Annotated in this window: 17 protein-coding genes; 1 reads left to right on the forward strand and 16 read right to left on the reverse strand. The window is 53.0% G+C overall.

Features of this window, described 5'->3' with window-relative positions; genetic code table 11:
• Positions 1–111: 111 nt before the first annotated feature.
• The 7 genes from V8L70_RS19980 to V8L70_RS20010 all read right to left on the reverse strand — a co-directional run bounded on the left by V8L70_RS19980 (position 112) and on the right by V8L70_RS20010 (position 8,998).
• Positions 112–564 (reverse strand): hypothetical protein, encoded by a 453-nt coding sequence (locus V8L70_RS19980; RefSeq protein ID WP_336270493.1) that lies wholly within the window; start codon positions 562–564, stop codon positions 112–114.
• 4 nt (positions 565–568) lie between these two features.
• Positions 569–2,641: a Mu transposase C-terminal domain-containing protein gene (locus tag V8L70_RS19985; protein WP_336270495.1), complete on the reverse strand. Its 2,073-nt coding sequence runs from the start codon at positions 2,639–2,641 to the stop codon at positions 569–571.
• Complete coding sequence (locus V8L70_RS19990) at positions 2,631–3,443, reverse strand: TnsA endonuclease N-terminal domain-containing protein (protein WP_101145109.1); 813 nt, start codon at positions 3,441–3,443, stop codon at positions 2,631–2,633. Before V8L70_RS19990 ends, V8L70_RS19985 begins: the two co-directional genes overlap by 11 nt.
• 134 nt (positions 3,444–3,577) lie before the next feature.
• Positions 3,578–5,419 (reverse strand): glutamine--fructose-6-phosphate transaminase (isomerizing), encoded by a 1,842-nt coding sequence (glmS, locus tag V8L70_RS19995; protein WP_101145108.1) that lies wholly within the window; start codon positions 5,417–5,419, stop codon positions 3,578–3,580.
• A gap of 195 nt (positions 5,420–5,614) precedes the next feature.
• Positions 5,615–6,985: a bifunctional UDP-N-acetylglucosamine diphosphorylase/glucosamine-1-phosphate N-acetyltransferase GlmU gene (glmU, locus tag V8L70_RS20000; protein WP_101145107.1), complete on the reverse strand. Its 1,371-nt coding sequence runs from the start codon at positions 6,983–6,985 to the stop codon at positions 5,615–5,617.
• Between the two features lies 1 nt (position 6,986).
• The gene (locus tag V8L70_RS20005; RefSeq protein WP_101145106.1) at positions 6,987–8,078 is read right to left on the reverse strand and encodes an FAD:protein FMN transferase; all 1,092 of its coding nucleotides are present in this window, start codon (positions 8,076–8,078) and stop codon (positions 6,987–6,989) included.
• A gap of 119 nt (positions 8,079–8,197) precedes the next feature.
• Positions 8,198–8,998: an undecaprenyl-diphosphate phosphatase gene (locus tag V8L70_RS20010; protein WP_101145105.1), complete on the reverse strand. Its 801-nt coding sequence runs from the start codon at positions 8,996–8,998 to the stop codon at positions 8,198–8,200.
• A gap of 216 nt (positions 8,999–9,214) precedes the next feature.
• Here V8L70_RS20010 and V8L70_RS20015 point away from each other — a divergent pair, with 216 nt between their 5' ends.
• Positions 9,215–10,408 carry a cation diffusion facilitator family transporter gene (locus tag V8L70_RS20015; protein WP_008959068.1) on the forward strand — a complete coding sequence of 398 codons (1,194 nt, stop codon included), beginning with the start codon at positions 9,215–9,217 and terminating at the stop codon, positions 10,406–10,408.
• A 21-nt stretch (positions 10,409–10,429) separates the two neighbouring features.
• Here V8L70_RS20015 and mgtE read toward each other — a convergent pair whose 3' ends face one another.
• The 9 genes from mgtE to atpB form a co-directional block, all read right to left on the reverse strand.
• Positions 10,430–11,806: a magnesium transporter gene (gene mgtE / locus V8L70_RS20020; RefSeq protein WP_101145104.1), complete on the reverse strand. Its 1,377-nt coding sequence runs from the start codon at positions 11,804–11,806 to the stop codon at positions 10,430–10,432.
• Between the two features lie 162 nt (positions 11,807–11,968).
• Positions 11,969–12,397, reverse strand: a complete 429-nt coding sequence (locus V8L70_RS20025) for a F0F1 ATP synthase subunit epsilon (RefSeq protein ID WP_101145103.1) — start codon at positions 12,395–12,397, stop codon at positions 11,969–11,971.
• Between the two features lie 24 nt (positions 12,398–12,421).
• Positions 12,422–13,801 (reverse strand): F0F1 ATP synthase subunit beta, encoded by a 1,380-nt coding sequence (atpD, locus tag V8L70_RS20030; RefSeq protein ID WP_290694014.1) that lies wholly within the window; start codon positions 13,799–13,801, stop codon positions 12,422–12,424.
• A 74-nt stretch (positions 13,802–13,875) separates the two neighbouring features.
• Positions 13,876–14,763, reverse strand: a complete 888-nt coding sequence (atpG, locus tag V8L70_RS20035; protein ID WP_176302936.1) for a F0F1 ATP synthase subunit gamma — start codon at positions 14,761–14,763, stop codon at positions 13,876–13,878.
• Between the two features lie 68 nt (positions 14,764–14,831).
• Positions 14,832–16,376, reverse strand: coding sequence for a F0F1 ATP synthase subunit alpha (gene atpA / locus V8L70_RS20040; RefSeq protein ID WP_336270499.1), 1,545 nt, complete (start codon positions 16,374–16,376; stop codon positions 14,832–14,834).
• A gap of 16 nt (positions 16,377–16,392) precedes the next feature.
• A complete protein-coding gene (locus V8L70_RS20045) occupies positions 16,393–16,929 on the reverse strand; it encodes a F0F1 ATP synthase subunit delta (RefSeq protein ID WP_101145099.1) in 537 nt (178 codons plus the stop codon).
• 11 nt (positions 16,930–16,940) lie between these two features.
• Positions 16,941–17,411 (reverse strand): F0F1 ATP synthase subunit B, encoded by a 471-nt coding sequence (locus V8L70_RS20050; protein WP_022521052.1) that lies wholly within the window; start codon positions 17,409–17,411, stop codon positions 16,941–16,943.
• Between the two features lie 76 nt (positions 17,412–17,487).
• Entirely contained in the window at positions 17,488–17,715 is a 228-nt protein-coding gene (gene atpE, locus V8L70_RS20055; protein WP_022521051.1) for a F0F1 ATP synthase subunit C, read from the reverse strand.
• A 76-nt stretch (positions 17,716–17,791) separates the two neighbouring features.
• Positions 17,792–18,619, reverse strand: coding sequence for a F0F1 ATP synthase subunit A (atpB, locus tag V8L70_RS20060; protein ID WP_101145098.1), 828 nt, complete (start codon positions 18,617–18,619; stop codon positions 17,792–17,794).
• Between the last annotated feature and the right edge of the window lie 7 nt (positions 18,620–18,626).

The following is an 18,626-nucleotide window of genomic DNA, read 5'->3' on the forward strand; positions in this document are numbered from 1 at the left end:
GGGGTTCAGCAAGCTGGAGCTGGTCGTGAACAACGTCCGGTTTCAGGATGGGGAGCAGGTAACCGATCAATCAGACAGGACTGCCGCCTGACTGCCATCCACCAGATTTGACTATAACTCGTAAAGCGCTTGGTCATAGTGCTTGAGTATTGCCTCAATGGCTGTTGACTTTCCGGTCCCCGAGCACCCAATGACCGAGCTCGTTAAAGCAGCACTGCCTGCGTTGCGCAGAATGGCATTAAAGTCCGTGCGCCCTACATCATTTAGGTTGCGCTGATATTCGATGCCCGCAATATTGCGACCTAGATAGCCACGCCTCAACATCCCTGACACTAATTGCTCTAACTGCAAATGTGATTTCGTCGGGTGCAGAAACTGATCCAATATCCGCATCATCGCATGGCGGCGAATATGCGGTGGCAGCGTTTTTTCTGCCTCAGGAATATTGGGCGTTAGCGACAACATTTCGGCGGTCGCTTGTGGTGAATTGATGGGTGGGAGCGCAGTAATGAGGGGATGGCCTTCATAATCTAGGATTTCGGCTTCTCGGTATTGTGCGTTCACGAGCCTAGTCATCATCATCCTCCAAGAAAGGAATGAGGCTTGGGTAATCCAAACTCTCTTCCGGTGCTTCCTTCGGTTTTAAAGTGACCACATCTGCAGGCTTTTTACGGTGAACGTGCTTATCGCTTTTACGCTGAGAACGCTCATTTTCTTTTGCTTTAGAACGATTATCCTTAATGCCAGCCAAACGTTGAGAGTTAGGGAGGTCTTGCTGGGATGCCTTATTATTTTTCTTGGCTTCAGCAACTATTTTCTCAATATTTTCAATTAGATCAGGCTTTTCAAAGGCTGCTCGCTGCCTAGCTTTGGCTTCTGTTTTTCGGCTTTCTTTTAGTTTTCTACCTGCCTCTAAAAAGCTCATATCCCGATAACGTCGACTGCGATCTGAAAGCTCACATGCCCAGTAGCTATCAAACCGTTCATCGGGCCGAAGATATACCGTGTTGGTGCGCCGAGGATCGAACGCGATGGTGACTGTTTCAGGTCGCTTCTGACGTATACGGTCAAACCAGCCCTCTGCAAGCGCTTCCTGGCACGTATATACCAACCCTTTAAACGTGATGCCTACTTCTGAAATAGTGCCCGTTTCATACGGCAGCAGGTTAATCCACGTGAGCTTCTCATCGCATACGCGTAGTTTGCCTGTTCTGTGCTGAATGCCCCATTGCCAGAGGCTAACAGGCGTTGCAGGGAGGCTAGCTGGCATATCCGGTGCAAAATCGTACCCTGATACTGGATTCACATTGTTGTAATAGATGACCAAATTGATCATTAACTTCGTGAAGGTAGACGGACTCAGAGTCGCGTCTAGCTCATAGCGCTTTCCGATTCGCTTTTTGCCATTTTCTGCCTCAACAATACCCGGCGTATAGGGTCTAAACTCTGCTTGAGTCGTGTTGAAGTGTCGCTCGCATATCCCTTTATCATCCCCTCTGTAGGCGCGCGAGTTGCTCAGTTGGATGCCAAATCGGTTTACCAATACATCTGCTTGACGATAGAGCAGCTCGCCTCGGTCAGCCATAATACCTGCTGGAATACCGATACTTGGCCAAACGTTAAGGTCAATTTCAATACCATACTTGCGACAGAAATCTTGTTTATTCGTAAAGGCATTGGCCAGCGCCATCATAGCCGAGACCCAAGAGGCGTTTTCTAAGCCGATATAAAGCCCCACTACCATTCGGCTAAAAACATCTTTCACGAAGTAGATGGTCGGCCGCCCAATAATTTCGTTGGGATCTTGATCAGATACGAGGTAAATATCGCCGATGGTGGCATCGATTTCGTAGCGGGCACCTGGACCGAAATTCATATTCCCCGAGGTACTCAGCAGTGGACGCATATCCTTTTGATACACCCGCTTGGGTATCTTTTTGTATGCCGCTTCACCGGGGCGATAGTTTTGACTGTAAAAATACCGAAACTGGGCAAGCGTCGGCACCATCGAAGGTTCTGCATTAGGGTAGCGGGCTTTATAAAGCCCGATAGCCTTGTCCTTCGCTGCTTTTAGCGGAAGCTTTGGGTTGGTCAAATAAAAGCCATCTATCACCGCTTTAAAAATTTCAGCTATTTCATCGGTTACTGGCACCCCTTCGCCTGGAGTCACCGTACGTTTACGCCCAAGCTTTTGCTTAACGTCGCGGCGCGGTTTTCCTTTACCACCGCAGCGATTGTAATCAGGTGCCAGCGAATTGGGTGCCATGCCTCGTTGCCAGTAGCGGCGAAGCGTACGAGTGATATACAGCCGACTTTTGGTGGTACTCTCTAGTCGCTGTTTTATTAATTGGTTTCTTTTCTTTTTATCGAACAAGTCACGGTAACGATCCAGAAGTGGCACCATAACTTCCCACGCTTCGTCTCGCTTCTCTGCAGCCAAGCTACCAACAGGAACATCCGGCAACGGGTATGGGTCGTCAATGCGCTCATACTCTAGCGCCTTTAACTGTTCTTCTTCTATGGGAAAGGGCCACGCATTGGCGTCATCGATGTCAATCAACATCAATTCACTGATCTGTTCTCGCACTACGCGAAAGCGGCATTTTGTGCTGGGATCCGTGTAAACAAGGTTAAGATGCATTGAACACCTCATTGGCCTGCGCTTTTTCGCTTACGGCTAAATCCTTGCATTGCCAGCTATGAAAAGGCTGATCAAACGGTGCTTTGATGAAGCGTTGGGCGACAGCGTAACGAAAAATACTGAGATGGAAGCCAGGCTCAACGCTATATTGATCGTCTAGCTTTGCACATAACTGGGACACCTTGGCTTGCGGATGCGGCTGAATACGCCTGATGAGGTCGTCGACTTCGCTCAGTGATAGCTGATAGTGGTCAGCCACATCCTCACCTACATAGGGCTGAATCCATTTTAAATTTTCACGCATCCCATCGGTAACTTCACGCTCAGTAAACAAGTGCCACGCGACGCCCCGGCATTCCCAGTAGCTCTTCTCAATCTGCAAGAGTTCTATGGTTCGCTGCTCACTCAGCTTTGATACCGGTTTTATCGCAATCGCTATTTTTTTCCCGTCTGCAAAATCGACCAGCAGATCAGTCGAGACAACCATGAGGTAACCACGCTGCTGGGGATGCTTGATGCCCAGCTGCCGACAAATTTCTAAGGTGTCATCAACAGGAAGAGGGAATTGTTCGCGAAGGTCTGTCGTTTGATCCAACTGATCGAACATAAGAAACGCATCGCGCTCTATACCCGACAGCAGGTGGTGAGTGCGACCTACCGTAGCGCTTCTGATACGGACACTCTCTCCGCTGCTGCTTATTTCGTGGATTTTAATAAACGGTTCGTATTCTTTCCCTGAACCACGCCCACGTGTCTTCAGTTTTTTCTTCTGCTTAGGCTCAACGGACTTACTCGTATCCATAGAAAGGCCTCCCTATGCATGAAGCATATCAGGAGGCCAATTTTTAACAAACTTTATTATTTCTTATCAGACTTTATTGTTTTTTATCAAACTTTATTCGTCTCCGACACTAAGTGTAATGTTTGGCGACGTTATCACTCCACCGTCACGCTTTTGGCTAGGTTACGCGGCTGGTCAACATCAGTACCTTTAAGCACGGCGACGTGGTAGCTGAGTAGCTGTAACGGCAGCGTATACAGTAGCGGCGCCAGTGCTTCATGCACGTGAGGCAGCGTTAGCACACGAATATCTTCCTGGGCATCAATGCCCACGCTTTCATCGGCAAATACAAACAGTTGGCCACCGCGGGCGCGGACTTCTTGAAGGTTGGATTTTAGCTTTTCGAGTAGGTCGTCGTTGGGGGCGACCGAGATCACCGGCATTTCGCTGTCCACCAGCGCCAGCGGGCCGTGCTTAAGTTCGCCTGCCGGATACGCTTCGGCATGAATATAAGAGATCTCTTTGAGCTTCAGCGCCCCTTCCAGGGCGATCGGGTAGTGGGCGCCGCGCCCTAAAAAGAGCGCATGGTGTTTTTCAGCAAATGCTTGGGAAAGCGCTTCGATCTGGCTGTCTAGCGCCAGCACTCGTTGGCACACCTCGGGCAGCGTGCGTAGAGCGGCGATGATATCTGGGTATTCGGCCTGCCCTTTTGCTTTGCTCACGGAAAGCGTCAGCAGCATTAGCGCCACTAGCTGAGTCGTAAAGGCTTTGGTTGAGGCCACACCAATTTCAGGGCCTGCGCGTGTCATCAGGGTAATGTCCGACTCACGCACCAATGAGCTGCCGGGCACGTTACAGATTGCCAACGACCCGACATAGTTCAGCGTTTTCCCAAAACGCAGCGCCGCCAGTGTATCCGCGGTTTCACCTGACTGGGAGAGGCTGACAAACAACGTACCTTCGGGCACGACTGGGTGGCGGTAACGGTACTCAGAGGCCACTTCGACCTGAACCGGTACTCCGGCGTAACGCTCTAGCCAGTAACGCGCCACCAGCCCGGCGTGGTAGCTGGTGCCGCAGGCGATGATATGCACTTGGCGGGTACGCTGGAAAAGCGCCAGAGCATCAGGGCCAAAGCTCTCCACTAACACACTTTGAGCGCTCAGCCGCCCTTCTAATACTGCCTCGATCACCTTCGGCTGTTCGAAAATTTCCTTAAGCATGTAATGGCGATATTCGCCTTTGCTGGCAGCCCCATCACCGTGTTCAAAGGTCTGGATAGGACGCTCAACGTGGTTACCGTGACGATCTACAATGCGAATAAAGCCCTGCTCACGCAGTTCAACCAGATCGCCCTCTTCAAGATAAATGAAGCGGTCCGTCACCGGCAGCAGTGCCAGCGGGTCGGAGGCTAAAAAGGCTTCATTAATGCCCACGCCAACGACCAGCGGGCTGCCCTGGCGGGCGCCGACGACCACACCGGGTTCTTTTGCGCTCATCACGCCCAAGGCGTAAGCGCCACCTAAGCCGTTAACGATCTGTTGCGTCGCGTCAAACAGGGAGAGGCCATCGTTCAGCTTTTCGGAGAGTAAGTGGGCAATTACTTCGGTGTCGGTTTCGGAGTTAAACGTGTAGCCGCTGCGCTGCAAGTTATCTTTTATATTCTCGTAGTTTTCAATAATCCCGTTATGCACCACCGCCACTTGGTTTTCATCAATGTGGGAGCCGCTATGATGCGGATGGGCATTAGCTTCAGAGGGTTTGCCGTGGGTTGCCCAGCGGGTGTGTGCAATGCCCGAAAAACCCGGTAGCGCGGAAGCTTCCAATTGCGCAGCGAGCGCCGCCACTTTTCCGAGCGCCCGGCGACGGGTCAGCACGCCATCGCTAAACACCGTCATACCGGCCGAATCATAGCCGCGATATTCCAGGCGTTTTAGTCCTTCTAATAGAATTTCTTGGACGTTGCGCTGGGCAACGGCGGCAACAATGCCACACATAATCACTCTCCTAGGTTATTAACCAGAGCACTTTTAACCAGAGCCTTTCCGCTCGCCAGCTTTTTCTTACAAACCCTACTCAACCAATCTGCAGAACGGTAAAACAACGGCCATTGATTATGAATACGGCTTTTTAATGATTCTTAGCACTATTTTAAAACCAATTTAATCGCCATTTTACGAATTAATAACGAATTATGGCTCTGTACGCTTGCTGGGGCGCAGCCAGTCGATTTTTTCTAGCTGGCGACCACGCGTGACGGCTAAGGCGTAATCGGTAACGTCTTTAGCAATTGTCGACCCTGCCCCTACGGTAGCGCCTTTGCCTACCGAAACAGGCGCGACCAAGGCTGTGTTCGAGCCAATAAAGGCATTATCACCAATCTCTGTATGGTGTTTGTTGGCACCGTCGTAGTTGCAGGTAATCGTGCCCGCACCAACGTTCACATCCCGGCCTAAGCGTGCGTCACCTACATAGCTTAGGTGATTAATCTTACTACCCTCACCGACATCGGCATTTTTGGTTTCAACAAAATTGCCCACCTTGGCTTTTACCGCCAACCGTGTCCCGGGGCGTAGCCGCGCAAAGGGGCCGATCTGGTTCAAGCCCGCTGCCACGGTGCCCTCTATCACACTATGGGTGTCTACCACGCTTTCGGCACCAATGGTGCTATTTTTAATCACGCAGTAAGGGCCAATACGCACACCCTCACCCAGTTCAACGTCGCCTTCAAAAACGCAGCCCACATCAATAAAGACATCATGGCCGCAGGTTAAACGCCCGCGCACATCCAAGCGTGCGGGGTCGGCAAGCGCCACGCCCTCTGCCATCAGCTTATCGGCAAGCTGCTGCTGATAAGCACGTTCCAGGCGGGCCATTTGTGCGCGATTATTAACGCCTTCCACTTCAACCGCAGTGGCTGGCTGGGCCGTGCAGACCTTGATGCCTTCGTCGGCGGCCATGGCGATCACATCGGTCAGGTAGTACTCGCCCTGGGCATTCTCGGCGGAAAGCTGGGGTAACCAGCGTTTTAGCTGAGCGCTGGTCATAGCCATAATACCGGTATTGCATTCACTAATTGCAAGCTGTGAGTTGTTGGCATCTTTTTGTTCGACAATCGCCACAGCATGGCCCGCGTCGTTGCGCACAATCCGGCCATAGCCCGTTGGGTCATCCAGCGTCACCGTCAACAGCCCGATGTGCTGTTCATCCACTTGGGCCAACAGCTCCCTCAGTGAATCACGCTGTAACAGGGGGACATCGCCATAGAGGATAAGCACCTTGCCGCTACCGAGCTGCTCAAGCGCTTGAGCCACCGCGTGACCGGTGCCTTTCTGTTCGGCCTGCACCGCAAACTGCACCGCAGTGTCGGCCAGCGCCTCGCGCAGCTGTTCCGCACCATGGCCGATGACGACATGGGTACGATCAGGCTGCAGCCCGGAGGCAGTATCCAATACATGCTGCACCATTGGCTTACCCGCCAAGGTATGCAGTACTTTAGGGGTTTGAGAACGCATACGCGTGCCTTTACCCGCGGCGAGAATGACGATATCCAGTTCATGCATGTTATTCACCTGTTACGGGTTGGTTGGTGGGCGTCGGAGTAGGGAGTTGTTCAATACCCAGCTCATCAACCAGTGATTCACCGAAATAATTAACAAATTCAGGCGTAGCAATGCTGCGCCACTGCTCACCCTCGCGAACGAGCAGAAGTACTTTTAGGTTATTCTCGATGGCCATTTGCATAGCGTCTTGCTCGCCGACGACTAATAGTGCCGTCGCCCAAGCATCCGCCCAAGCGTTAGAGGGGTGGAAGACTGACACCGACGCTAATTGGTGAGTGACGGGTCGGCCTGTGCGCGGGTCAATGGTGTGCGAGAAGCGCTCACCCTCTACCTCAAAATAGTTGCGATAGTCACCCGAGGTAGCGACTGACATGCTTTCTAGCGGAATAATATGTTGTGCACGCTGCTGGCCATCTTCGGGGACTTCAATGCCAATCCGCCACGGAGTCTGCTCGTCTTCATCGCGTACGCCACGGGCGATCAGGTCGCCACCTAAATTGACTAAGTAGTGCTCAATACCCTGTTGATCCAAATATGTGGCCACTCGGTCCGTGGCATGGCCTTTGGCCACACCGGAAAGATCGACAAACACATCGCGAGTACGCCTTGCCTGCATATTTTGGCTATCAAGCTCTACTGCATCAAAACCCACTCGGGCAAGTTGCTCGGCCAGCAACTCATCAGCAGGTACCTCTTCAGGCCGGGACCCGGGGCCGAAGCTCCATAAATTAACCAGGTCACCCACCGTAATATCAAAGGCACCGTGGCTAGCTTCAGCCACCGACTGGCTGATGGCCAACACTTCAATCAGTTCGTTGGAGAGTGGTTGCCACTCGTCTACAGGCGCCTCGTTAAAGGCGATTAGTTCGGAATCGTCACGGTAGGTGGACATCGCCTGATCAACGCTCTCAAGCTCCGCTTTGAAACCCTCTTCCAGTGCAAGAGACTCGCCCTGAGTGAGCGGATCCATAATGGTGACTTGATAAAAAGTGCCAAAAATATTGCCGTCAAAACGGACGGGGGATTCCAGCGGACGATCACTCTCGGAACAGCCAGGCAGTACCAGCAGAGCACCCAACAATACGCCTAACACTCCTAATTCCCTTCCCCACCTACCCGACCTTTCTACCAACTCAGTTTTGCCAGACTTTTTCTTATCAGACCTGTTCATAGCTGCCTTGCCCTGGAAATAAAACTCTAAAAATTAAGCTGTTAAAAATAAAAGAACCACAGCAGCCAAGCGCCAAACAATACGCGATAAATAACAAACGGCTGCATCCCCAATTTTTTGATGATGACTAGGAAGTAGTGGATACACAGGTACGCGCTGACCCCGGACAGGAACGTACCCACTAGCATCGCTAACCAATCAATCGACTCCGATGCGTTAAAAAGGCCTATGGCTTCCAAGCCACCGGCCAACACAATCACCGGAATCGACAGCAAAAAAGAGAAACGTGAGGCGCCTTCCCGGCTCATTCCCACCATTAAAGCCGCCGTAATAGTAATGCCCGAGCGCGACGTGCCAGGAATTAGCGCCAGCGCCTGGGCACCGCCAATAATCAGCACATCCTTCAAACGCAGTTGATATTCGCTGCGCGTTCCCCCTTTTCGCCAATCGGCATACCCCAACAATAGACCGAAACCAATTAAACTGAAGCCAATTATCAGTGTAGAGCGCATATAGTGAGAAATAACATCGTGCAGTACTAAACCAATAATACCCACGGGGATCGTGGCTAATGTCACCCAAAAGGCGAGCCGTGCGTCATCGTTCACGCCTTTACCGCGCATAGCAGCTAGGCTGCTGGTCATCATCTGCCAAATTTCGTGGCGAAAATAAAGTATTACCGCGGAGAGGCTGCCCAAATGCAGCGCTACATCAAAGGCTAAGCCTTGATCTTCCCATTCTGTCAGCACAGGCACCAAAATCAGGTGGGCAGAGCTTGAAACGGGTAGAAATTCAGAAATTCCCTGAACAACCGCTAACACCACCACCTGGAGCCAATCCATAAATAATCCTGTGTAGAGTCACAATTTGATGGTTTTCAATGGCGCTTAAGGATACACATCCACCAATTCTTTGTCCGCCATTGCCTTGCTGATATTAACCGCTACAACCACTGAAAAGTGCTGTTTCACCATCCAAAGGCAGTGGACGCTATAGAGGATATAAGGAGTGCGCTACAATGGGCATCTATTGAATGCGTGCTTCCTTGCAAGGTACCCATGACTCAGACCGTTGAAACGCCAGTGGTTCACGATCAAGCGCGACTTAGCCAAGAAGCCAAGCGTGTCACCTACATCGGTGCATGGCTGGACGCCCTGTTGAGTGTCGTTAAAGTCACCATTGGTTTTATGGTCGGCTCAGCGGCGTTGATCGCCGACGGCATTCACTCCCTATCAGATTTAGTCACCGATGGTTTTGTCCTGGCAGCCATTCATTACGGCCGCCAGGAGCCCGATAAAGACCACCACTACGGCCACGGCCGAATCGAAACCCTGACCACCCTATTGCTGGGAAGTGTGCTGATCTTCGTGGCGGGCGGTATTGCCTGGTCGAGCCTGGATCGCCTGTTTAGCGGTACTGCCGTTAACGCGCCTGGTATGCTGGCGATTGTCATCACGGTGATTGCGCTGCTCAGTAAGGAGTGGATTTTTCGCTACACCATGCGAGTGGCTAAGCGGGTAAAGTCAAAATTGCTCGAAGCCAATGCCTGGCACTCGCGCAGCGATGCCTTATCCACCGCCGTGGTGCTGGTAGCCCTGGTAGGCGCTCAGTTTGGCTTGGGCTGGCTGGATGCTGTCGCTGCCATCATCGTCGGTTTATTAGTGGGTAAGGTAGGGTTGGACTTGCTGTGGGAGTCGGCCCGCGAGCTGGTCGATACCGCGCTGCCGGTAGATGTTCAGGATCAGATGCACGATGTGGCCTGCAGCGTTCCGGGTGTGGATAGCGTTCATGATCTGCGTACTCGCCAGTCGGCGGGCTGGGTCATGGTTGATCTACACGTGGTGGTAGGACCCAAAATCACCGTCTCCGAAGCGCATGAGATCGGTAACGAAGTCAGCCGCCGCCTGCGCCACGAATTCCCTGCGTTAACCGATGTGATCTTCCACGTTGACCCCGAAGACGACGCCGGTGCGGGCGATCCCAGCCGCCTTCCCGGCCTTCCGCTGCGACCTGAAGTAGAGGCTGCGCTAGATGCCCGCTGGTATAAGCACCCAGTCTGGCGAACGCTAAACGAGCTGCAGTTGCACTACCTGGACGATAAGGTCTCGGTATCGCTGATTATTGCTGATGCAGTGCATCAACCGCCTCAGTGCCTCGCTAGCCAGTTGAAGGCGCTGGCTAGCGATATCGAGTGGCTGGGTCATGTGGAAGTGCTGTTTATTACCCGCGCAGCCAGCAGCTCCATGCGTTAACCCTAGAACCTTTCTCCACCATTAAGACAGCAGCAGCGTGGCAATACTGAAGTAAATCACCACCCCCGAGGCGTCGATCAAGGTGGTCACCAGTGGCGCCGAAGCTGTGGCCGGGTCGACCTTGAAGCGCTCGAGAACAAAGGGCAGACACATGCCCAGCAGGCTGCCGAACAGCACGATGGTGACCATGCTAAAGGCCACTACCATGGCCAACGCTTCGCCCCCGCGCATAATGCCAATCGGCGTGACTGCAATCGCCATGGTGATACCCAGCGAGCCCGCCACCAGCAGTTCGCGGCCCAGTAGTTTGCCCCAGTCTTTTACCCCGACATCACCGGTCGCCATACCGCGCACCATCAACGTGGCAGCCTGCGCCCCCGCGTTACCGCCACTGCCGATCAACAGCGGTAAAAAGAACACCAACGCCACCTGGGCGGCAATGGTCTCTTCAAAATAGGCAATCCCGGCCCCCGAAAAAAGATTGGCAAACACCAATAGAACCAGCCAGAACACGCGTTTACGGTAAAGGCTCCAGAGCTTCACACGGCTCACACCATCTTCCAACTGGCCGATCGACATCCCCTTGTGGAAATCCTCCGTTGCTTCGGATTCAGCCACATCCATGGCGTCATCGTGGGTCACGATGCCAACCATCCGGCCGTCCGCATCGATCACCGGCAGCGCTAACAGGTCGTACTTTGCCACAATTCGGGCAACATCTTCCTGAGCATTATCAACGCGGGTGCTGATAACATCCTTGATCATGATGTCATCCACAATGGCGCCTGGGCGTGCCACCATCAGTTGGCGTAACGACATAGTACCGATCAAATGCCCATCACTATCGAGGATATAGAGCTGATAGACCGTTTCTGCATCCGGGGCGGTCTGACGTACCCGCATCATCGCTTGCGACACCGTCATGCCACTGGCTATGGACACATAGTCAGAGGTCATGATGGCGCCTGCGGTACCCTCTTCGTAGCTGGCAAGCCGCTTTAGGTCTTCCCGCTCGCGGTGAGCCATGCGACGCAGCAATGCTTCACGCCGGTCTTCACTGAGTAGATTAAATAGGTCGGCACGTTCGTCCGAGCCCATCTCTTCGAGCAGCTTGAGTACTTGGCTGTCGTCCAGCTTCCCGACTACCTCAAGCTGGCTCTCACCGGGCAAATAGCCCAACACATTGGCAGCCCGTTCGGCAGAGAGAATATCCAGCAGAGCGAGCGCCGCAGGTAGCTCTTCGTCATCCTCGATCATCTCTTCGAGCACTTCACCGATATCCGCTGAGCGGGTTTCGGCCAAACGCAAAGAGAGCACCGATTTACTAGGCACTTCCTTGGCCAACTCGTCGAGTAGTTCGGCTTTTAATTGCTGTAGGCTTTCATCGTTAAGCGCCATGGCTCTCCCCTTCACACTGACAAACGTCGTGCTGCCGACTTAATCCATTACCTAACTCATCATACTTACTTATATTACTATCCTTACTACCCAACAAAAAAACGCCCCTTAAACCCTGATAACGGGCTTAAGGGGCGCTGTACCACGCCAAATGCGTGGGTATTAGCCTTTACCCGCCTTTTTACGCAGCTGCTGAATCGTTCGCAGCTGAGCAACGGCTTCGGCAAGTTCAGCGGCCGCTCGAGTATAATCAAGCTCCGATGACTTATCGTTAAAGGCTTTCAGCGCTTGCTGACGCGCTTCTTCGGCAGCAGCCTCATTGAGGTCGCTGGCCCGTGATGCGGCATCAGCCAGTATCGTTACCACGTCCGGCTGAACTTCCATGAAACCGCCAGTGACGTAGAAGTTCTCTTCTGCGCCACCATCATAGATCACGCGGATCGGGCCCGGCTGAAGCTCGGTCAGCAGCGGAGCGTGACCCGGCAAAATGCCCAGGTCACCCATCATTCCGGAAGCAATCACCTGCTCAACAGTACCTGAGAAGATGGATGCTTCAGCGCTGACGATATTGCAAGTAAAGCTATTCGCCATAGCGAATCCCCCTAATGGACGGGATTACTTCTTCATCTGGTTGGCTTTCTCGACGGCTTCGTCGATTGAACCGACCATATAGAAGGCCTGTTCCGGCATATCGTCGTATTCGCCAGCAAGAATGCCCTGGAAGCCACTGATAGTGTCTTTCAGCGAGACATACTTACCTGGTGAACCGGTAAATACTTCGGCCACGAAGAACGGCTGCGACAAGAAGCGCTGGATTTTACGCGCCCGAGATACGGCTAGCTTGTCTTCATCAGACAACTCATCCATACCCAGAATGGCGATGATATCCTTAAGCTCTTTATAGCGCTGAAGAACGTTCTGCACACCGCGAGCGGTCGCATAGTGCTCTTCACCGACAACCAACGGATCCAGCTGGCGCGACGTGGAGTCAAGCGGATCGATCGCCGGGTAAATACCCAATTCAGCGATAGAACGCGCCAATACCACGGTAGCATCCAAGTGGGAGAAGGTGGTCGCCGGCGACGGATCGGTCAAGTCATCCGCGGGCACGTAAACGGCCTGTACGGAAGTGATTGAACCGGTTTTCGTCGAGGTAATACGCTCCTGCAGAACGCCCATCTCTTCAGCCAGCGTCGGCTGATAACCTACCGCTGATGGCATACGACCCAACAGTGCCGATACTTCGGTACCTGCCAGGGTGTAGCGGTAGATGTTATCGACGAACAGCAGAACATCGCGGCCTTCATCACGGAATTTCTCAGCGATGGTCAGGCCCGTCAGCGCCACGCGCAGACGGTTACCCGGCGGCTCATTCATCTGACCGTAAACCAGCGATACCTTATCGATAACGTTGGATTCAGTCATTTCGTGATAGAAGTCGTTACCCTCACGCGTACGCTCACCAACACCGGCGAATACAGAGTAGCCGCTGTGTTCGGTGGCGATGTTGCGGATAAGCTCCATCATGTTAACGGTTTTACCCACACCGGCGCCGCCGAACAGGCCAACTTTACCACCCTTAGCAAACGGGCAGACCAAGTCGATAACCTTAATACCGGTTTCCAGCAGCTCGTTAGAGGCTGCCTGGTCGGCATAGCTCGGTGCTTTACGGTGAATCGGCATACGCTCTTGCTCACCGATCGGTCCTGCTTCGTCGATCGGCTCGCCGAGTACGTTCATAATACGGCCCAGCGTTTCCTTACCTACCGGTACGGAAATAGCAGCACCTGTGCTGGTCGTTGCCATGCCACGCTTCAAGCCCTCAGTGGAGCCCATGGCGATGGTGCGCACCACGCCGTCGCCCAGCTGCTGCTGGACTTCGAGGATGGTCTCAACATCGGAGACCTTCAGCGCGTCGTAGACCTTGGGCACAGAGTCCCGCGGAAACTCTACGTCAATCACCGCGCCGATGATTTGTACGATACGTCCGCTCATCTTGGTTCCTCTCTAAAACCTGCAAATGAAACCTGTCTGCCGGGAGCCGCTTAAAAGAGTCGGCTCCCTAGGCGTTATACGGCAGCAGCGCCGCCGACGATCTCAGAAATTTCCTGGGTAATGGCAGCCTGACGGGCCTTGTTATAAACCATCTCCAGATCGTCGATCAGGCCGCCTGCGTTGTCGGTGGCACTTTTCATAGCGATCATTCGAGCGGCTTGTTCACAAGCGCCATTTTCCACTACCGCCTGATACACCTGCGATTCGATGAAACGAACCAACAGGCTATCGAGCAACGCCTTGGCATCCGGTTCATACAGGTAGTCCCAGCTTCCGGGACGGGCGTTTTCGTCGTCTTGCTCAGCGTCTGCGCCCATATCGGGCGACAGGGGAAGAAGCTGACGAACCACTGGCTTTTGCGTCATGGTATTCACAAACTCGTTGTGCACCACGTACAGCCGGTCGAGACGTCCTTCATCGTACGCTTCAAGCATGACCTTAATACTGCCAATCAAGCCTTCTACCGTCGGGGCTTCACCTAATCCACTTTTCGCTGCGACCAAATTACCGCCGTAATTGCGGAAAAAGGTGCTCGCCTTGGCGCCAAGCGCACAAAAATCCTGCTCGACACCTTGCTGTTTCCAGCTAACGGCTTCTTTCAGTAAGGCTTTGAAAAGATTGTGGTTCAAGCCACCACACAGACCGCGGTCAGTGGACACCACAATGTAGCCAACACGCTTAACCTCGCTACGCTCGACCATATAGTCGTGCCTGTACTCAGGGTTCGCGTTGGCTAAGTGGCCAACCACATTACGGATCTGCTTAGCGTAAGGCTGACTAGCTCTCATCAGATCTTGCGCTTTACGCATTTTCGATGCAGCCACCATTTCCATGGCGCTGGTAATCTTCTGCGTATTTTTAATGCTCCCGATTTGGGTGCGTATCTCTTTTGCAGCTGCCATAGCGATCTACCCTTCGTTCGTGGCTCTCAGAAAGCATGCAAACCCGCCCATGAGGGGCGGGCCAGACATTACCAGCTCTGAGTCGCCTTGAACTTCTCGAGACCCGACTTCAAGCTGTCTTGAATCTCACCGTTGTAGTCGCCGCTCTGGTTGATCTTGTCGAGGAGATCAGCGTGTTCGGACTTCATGTAGTCGTGCAGGGCACGCTCAAAGTCCAACACTTTGTTTACTTCGACATCGTCCAGATAACCTTCGTTGGCGGCGTAAAGCGAAAGCGCCATTTCAGCTACCGACATCGGCGAGTACTGGTTCTGCTTCATCAACTCGGTAACACGCTGACCGTGTTCGAGCTGCTTACGCGTGGCTTCATCAAGGTCAGACGCGAACTGCGAGAAGGCCGCCAATTCACGGTACTGAGCCAGTGCCAGACGTACACTACCGCCCAGTTTCTTGATGATTTTGGTCTGCGCCGAACCACCCACACGAGAAACCGAGAGACCTGCGTTAATCGCCGGACGAATACCGGAGTTAAACAGGTTGGTTTCCAGGAAGATCTGACCATCGGTGATCGAGATCACGTTGGTCGGAACGAACGCAGAAACGTCGCCACCCTGGGTTTCGATGATTGGCAGCGCGGTTAAGGAACCGGTCTTACCTTTCACTTCACCGTTGGTGAACTTCTCAACGTAGTCGACGTTAACGCGCGCAGCACGCTCAAGAAGACGCGAGTGGAGATAGAAAACATCACCAGGATAAGCTTCACGACCCGGCGGACGACGCAGCAGCAGCGATACCTGACGGTACGCAACGGCTTGCTTGGAAAGGTCGTCATACACGATGAGGGAATTCTCGCCGCGGTCGCGGAAGTATTCGCCCATGGTGCAACCCGCATAAGGTGCCAGGAACTGCATCGGCGCCGGGTCGGCAGCGCCCGCAGCCACGACGATGGTGTGTTCCATCGCGCCGTGCTGTTCGAGTTTGCGCACCACGTTGGCAATGGTCGACTGCTTCTGACCAATCGCCACGTAGACACAGGTCACGCCTTTGCCTTTCTGGTTGATGATCGCATCAATGGCAATGGCGGACTTACCAATCTGGCGGTCACCGATGATCAGCTCACGCTGACCACGGCCGATCGGCACCATGGCGTCAATGGATTTGAGACCGGTTTGGATCGGCTCATCAACAGACTGACGGGTAATAACGCCCGGCGCCACTTTCTCGACGGCGTCGGTCATTTTAGCGTTAATATCGCCTTTGCCATCGATGGGATTACCCAGCGCGTCGACAACACGGCCAATCAGCTCGGGGCCTACCGGCACTTCGAGAATACGACCGGTACATTTGGCGGTCATGCCTTCTTCGAGCTGCAAGTAGTCACCCAGCACGACGGCACCAACGGAGTCGCGCTCCAGGTTGAGTACCATGCCAAAGATGCTGTTGGGGAATTCGATCATTTCACCAAACATCGCGTCTTCGAGGCCGTGAATTTTCACGATACCGTCGGAAACAGTGACGATGGTGCCCTGATTATGGGCTTCAGATGCGACGTCAAGCTTTTCAATTCGCTGCTTGATGATGTCGCTGATCTCGGAAGGATTCAGTTGCTGCATGCCATGTCCCTCAGACTCAAGCGGTTAGCGCGTCAGAAAGACGGTTCAATCGACCACGGACCGACCCGTCAATAACGGTATCGCCAGCACGTAGGATGACACCGCCAATCAGCGACTTGTCCACTTGAGTAGTAATAGAGATTTCGCGATTCAGACGTTTTTTAAGCGCGTTCGCTAGCTTCGTTTCTTGCTCGCTATCTAGCTGATAAGCAGAAGTGACATTCACTTCAACCCGCTGCTCGTGTTCAGCACGCAGGTGCTCGAACTGTTCAGCAATCGATGCCAGCGCCATCAGGCGACTTTGGTCAGCCAGGACAGTCAAAAACCGCTGTAAAGCGTCATCTTGTTGCTCAGGAATCAGCTCAACAAGCAGCGACACTTTTTGGTCGCTGTCTAGTTTTGGACTGCTTAACCGATGGCGAACGTTAACGTCTGCTACCGCAAAGCTTAAAAAACTCAGCGCTTGTGACCAGCTATCAAGCGCCTCATGATCACGCGCGTATTCAAACGCTGCCTTAGCGTAAGGACGAGCGACGGTCAGTAGTTCCGCCATGATTCACCTCCTTACAGTTCAGCAGCAAGCTCATCAAGTAACTTGCGATGGGCTTGTTCGTCGACCGACGCTTCAAGAACACGCTCGGCACCCATAACGGCGAGATAAGAGACCTGGGCACGAAGTTCATCTTTAGCGCGATTCACTTCTTGCTCAATCTCGGAACGTGCGCTCGCTACAAGGCGTTCGCCTTCGGCGCGGGCCTGTTCGCGGGCTTCTTCAACTATCTGGGCAGAGCGCTTATTGGCCTGCTCAAGAATTTGAGAAGCTTGCTCCTTGCTTTCACGCAGCGTTTGTTCCGCCCGCTCTTGAGCAAGCTCAAGGTCGCGGTTAGCGCGGCTGGCTGCGTCCAAGCCATCAGCAATTTTTTTCTGACGCTCATGAAGCGCGTTGCTGATCGGAGGCCACACATACTTTAAGCAAAACCAGACAAAGATCGCGAAGGCGATCGTCTGCCCGATTAGCGTCATGTTGATATTCACAGGAATGTACCTCTGACAAGTTCGTGGCGACCGGAGTGAAACAAAACCGAGCGTTTAACGCTCGGCTGAGCTGTCATTAACCGGCAACAACGAAGATCAGGTACATTGCGATACCAACACCTATCATCGGAACCGCATCCAACAGACCTGCCATTAGGAAGGTTTTGGTTTGCAGTTGGTCGCCTAGTTCTGGCTGACGCGCTGTAGATTCAAGCAGCTTACCGCCCAAAATAGCGAAGCCAATGCCGGTACCTAGAGCGCCGAGACCGATCATGATGGAAGCGGCAATGTAGATAAGTTCCATGGTAATGCTCCTAGTTTTTCAAGTTTAAGGTCGAGGGTTGAGGTTAAGGGTTAATGTGTTGCAAGCATTGCTCGGGTTAGTGATGTTCGTGTGCAGCGCTTAGATACACCACGGATAGCACTGTAAAGATGAAGGCCTGAAGTACGACGATTAGGATATGGAAGATCGCCCACGGTACATCCAGCACCCAGATAGCCCAGAAGGGCAGCATAGCGATCAGAATGAAGATCACTTCCCCGGCGAACATGTTGCCGAAAAGACGCATTGCCAAGCTGAACGGTTTCACCAGCAGAGCAACGATTTCAAGAAGCAGGTTGAAGGGAATTAAGGCCCAGTGATTGAATGGGGTCAGTGACAGCTCTTTGGCAAAGCCACCCACGCCTTTCACTTTAAAGCTGTAGTAGAGGATTAACCCGAAGACGCCTAATGCTAACCCTAGCGTAGCGTTCACATCGGTGGTGGGCACAATTTTCATGTAGTCCACGCCTAGCTTACTGAACAGCACCGGGAAGTAATCGACCGGGATAATTTTTAGCGTGTTCATGAACAGAATCCACACGAACAGCGTCAGGGCCAGTGGCGCGATAAGCGGATTATGGCCTTTGAAGGTCCCTTTGATCATGCCTTCAACGAATTCGACGACCATTTCTACTGCGTTTTGCAGGCCGCCGGGGACACCAGTAGTGGCCATTTTTCCCGCTTTGCGGAAAATCCAGATAAACAGCAGCCCCATGGCAATTGACCAGCCCATGGTGTCTAAGTGAATGGCCCAAAAGCCCATTTCACTGGCTTCTTCCGCCGAATGCGCCAGCGACCAGCCATTAACAGGGTGGTTACCAAACGTCAGGTTCTGCAAGTGGTGCTGGATATAGTAAGTCGTCGAGACTTCGTTTCCTGCGGCCATGGATGTG

It is taken from the genome of Vreelandella arctica (assembly GCF_037070215.1).
GTDB classification, from domain to species: Bacteria; Pseudomonadota; Gammaproteobacteria; order Pseudomonadales; family Halomonadaceae; genus Vreelandella; species Vreelandella arctica.

Bases quoted from the DNA above. Each gene is read 5' to 3' on its own strand.
- V8L70_RS19985 (WP_336270495.1), bottom strand. From the start codon at position 2,641: ATGCATCTTAACCTTGTTTACACGGATCCCAGCACAAAATGCCGCTTT.
- V8L70_RS19990 (WP_101145109.1), bottom strand. From the start codon at position 3,443: ATGGATACGAGTAAGTCCGTTGAGCCTAAGCAGAAGAAAAAACTGAAG.
- glmS (WP_101145108.1), bottom strand. From the start codon at position 5,419: ATGTGTGGCATTGTTGCCGCCGTTGCCCAGCGCAACGTCCAAGAAATT.
- glmU (WP_101145107.1), bottom strand. From the start codon at position 6,985: ATGCATGAACTGGATATCGTCATTCTCGCCGCGGGTAAAGGCACGCGT.
- V8L70_RS20010 (WP_101145105.1), bottom strand. From the start codon at position 8,998: ATGGATTGGCTCCAGGTGGTGGTGTTAGCGGTTGTTCAGGGAATTTCT.
- V8L70_RS20015 (WP_008959068.1), top strand. From the start codon at position 9,215: ATGACTCAGACCGTTGAAACGCCAGTGGTTCACGATCAAGCGCGACTT.
- mgtE (WP_101145104.1), bottom strand. From the start codon at position 11,806: ATGGCGCTTAACGATGAAAGCCTACAGCAATTAAAAGCCGAACTACTC.
- V8L70_RS20025 (WP_101145103.1), bottom strand. From the start codon at position 12,397: ATGGCGAATAGCTTTACTTGCAATATCGTCAGCGCTGAAGCATCCATC.
- atpD (WP_290694014.1), bottom strand. From the start codon at position 13,801: ATGAGCGGACGTATCGTACAAATCATCGGCGCGGTGATTGACGTAGAG.
- atpG (WP_176302936.1), bottom strand. From the start codon at position 14,763: ATGGCAGCTGCAAAAGAGATACGCACCCAAATCGGGAGCATTAAAAAT.
- atpA (WP_336270499.1), bottom strand. From the start codon at position 16,376: ATGCAGCAACTGAATCCTTCCGAGATCAGCGACATCATCAAGCAGCGA.
- V8L70_RS20045 (WP_101145099.1), bottom strand. From the start codon at position 16,929: ATGGCGGAACTACTGACCGTCGCTCGTCCTTACGCTAAGGCAGCGTTT.
- atpE (WP_022521051.1), bottom strand. From the start codon at position 17,715: ATGGAACTTATCTACATTGCCGCTTCCATCATGATCGGTCTCGGCGCT.
- atpB (WP_101145098.1), bottom strand. From the start codon at position 18,619: ATGGCCGCAGGAAACGAAGTCTCGACGACTTACTATATCCAGCACCAC.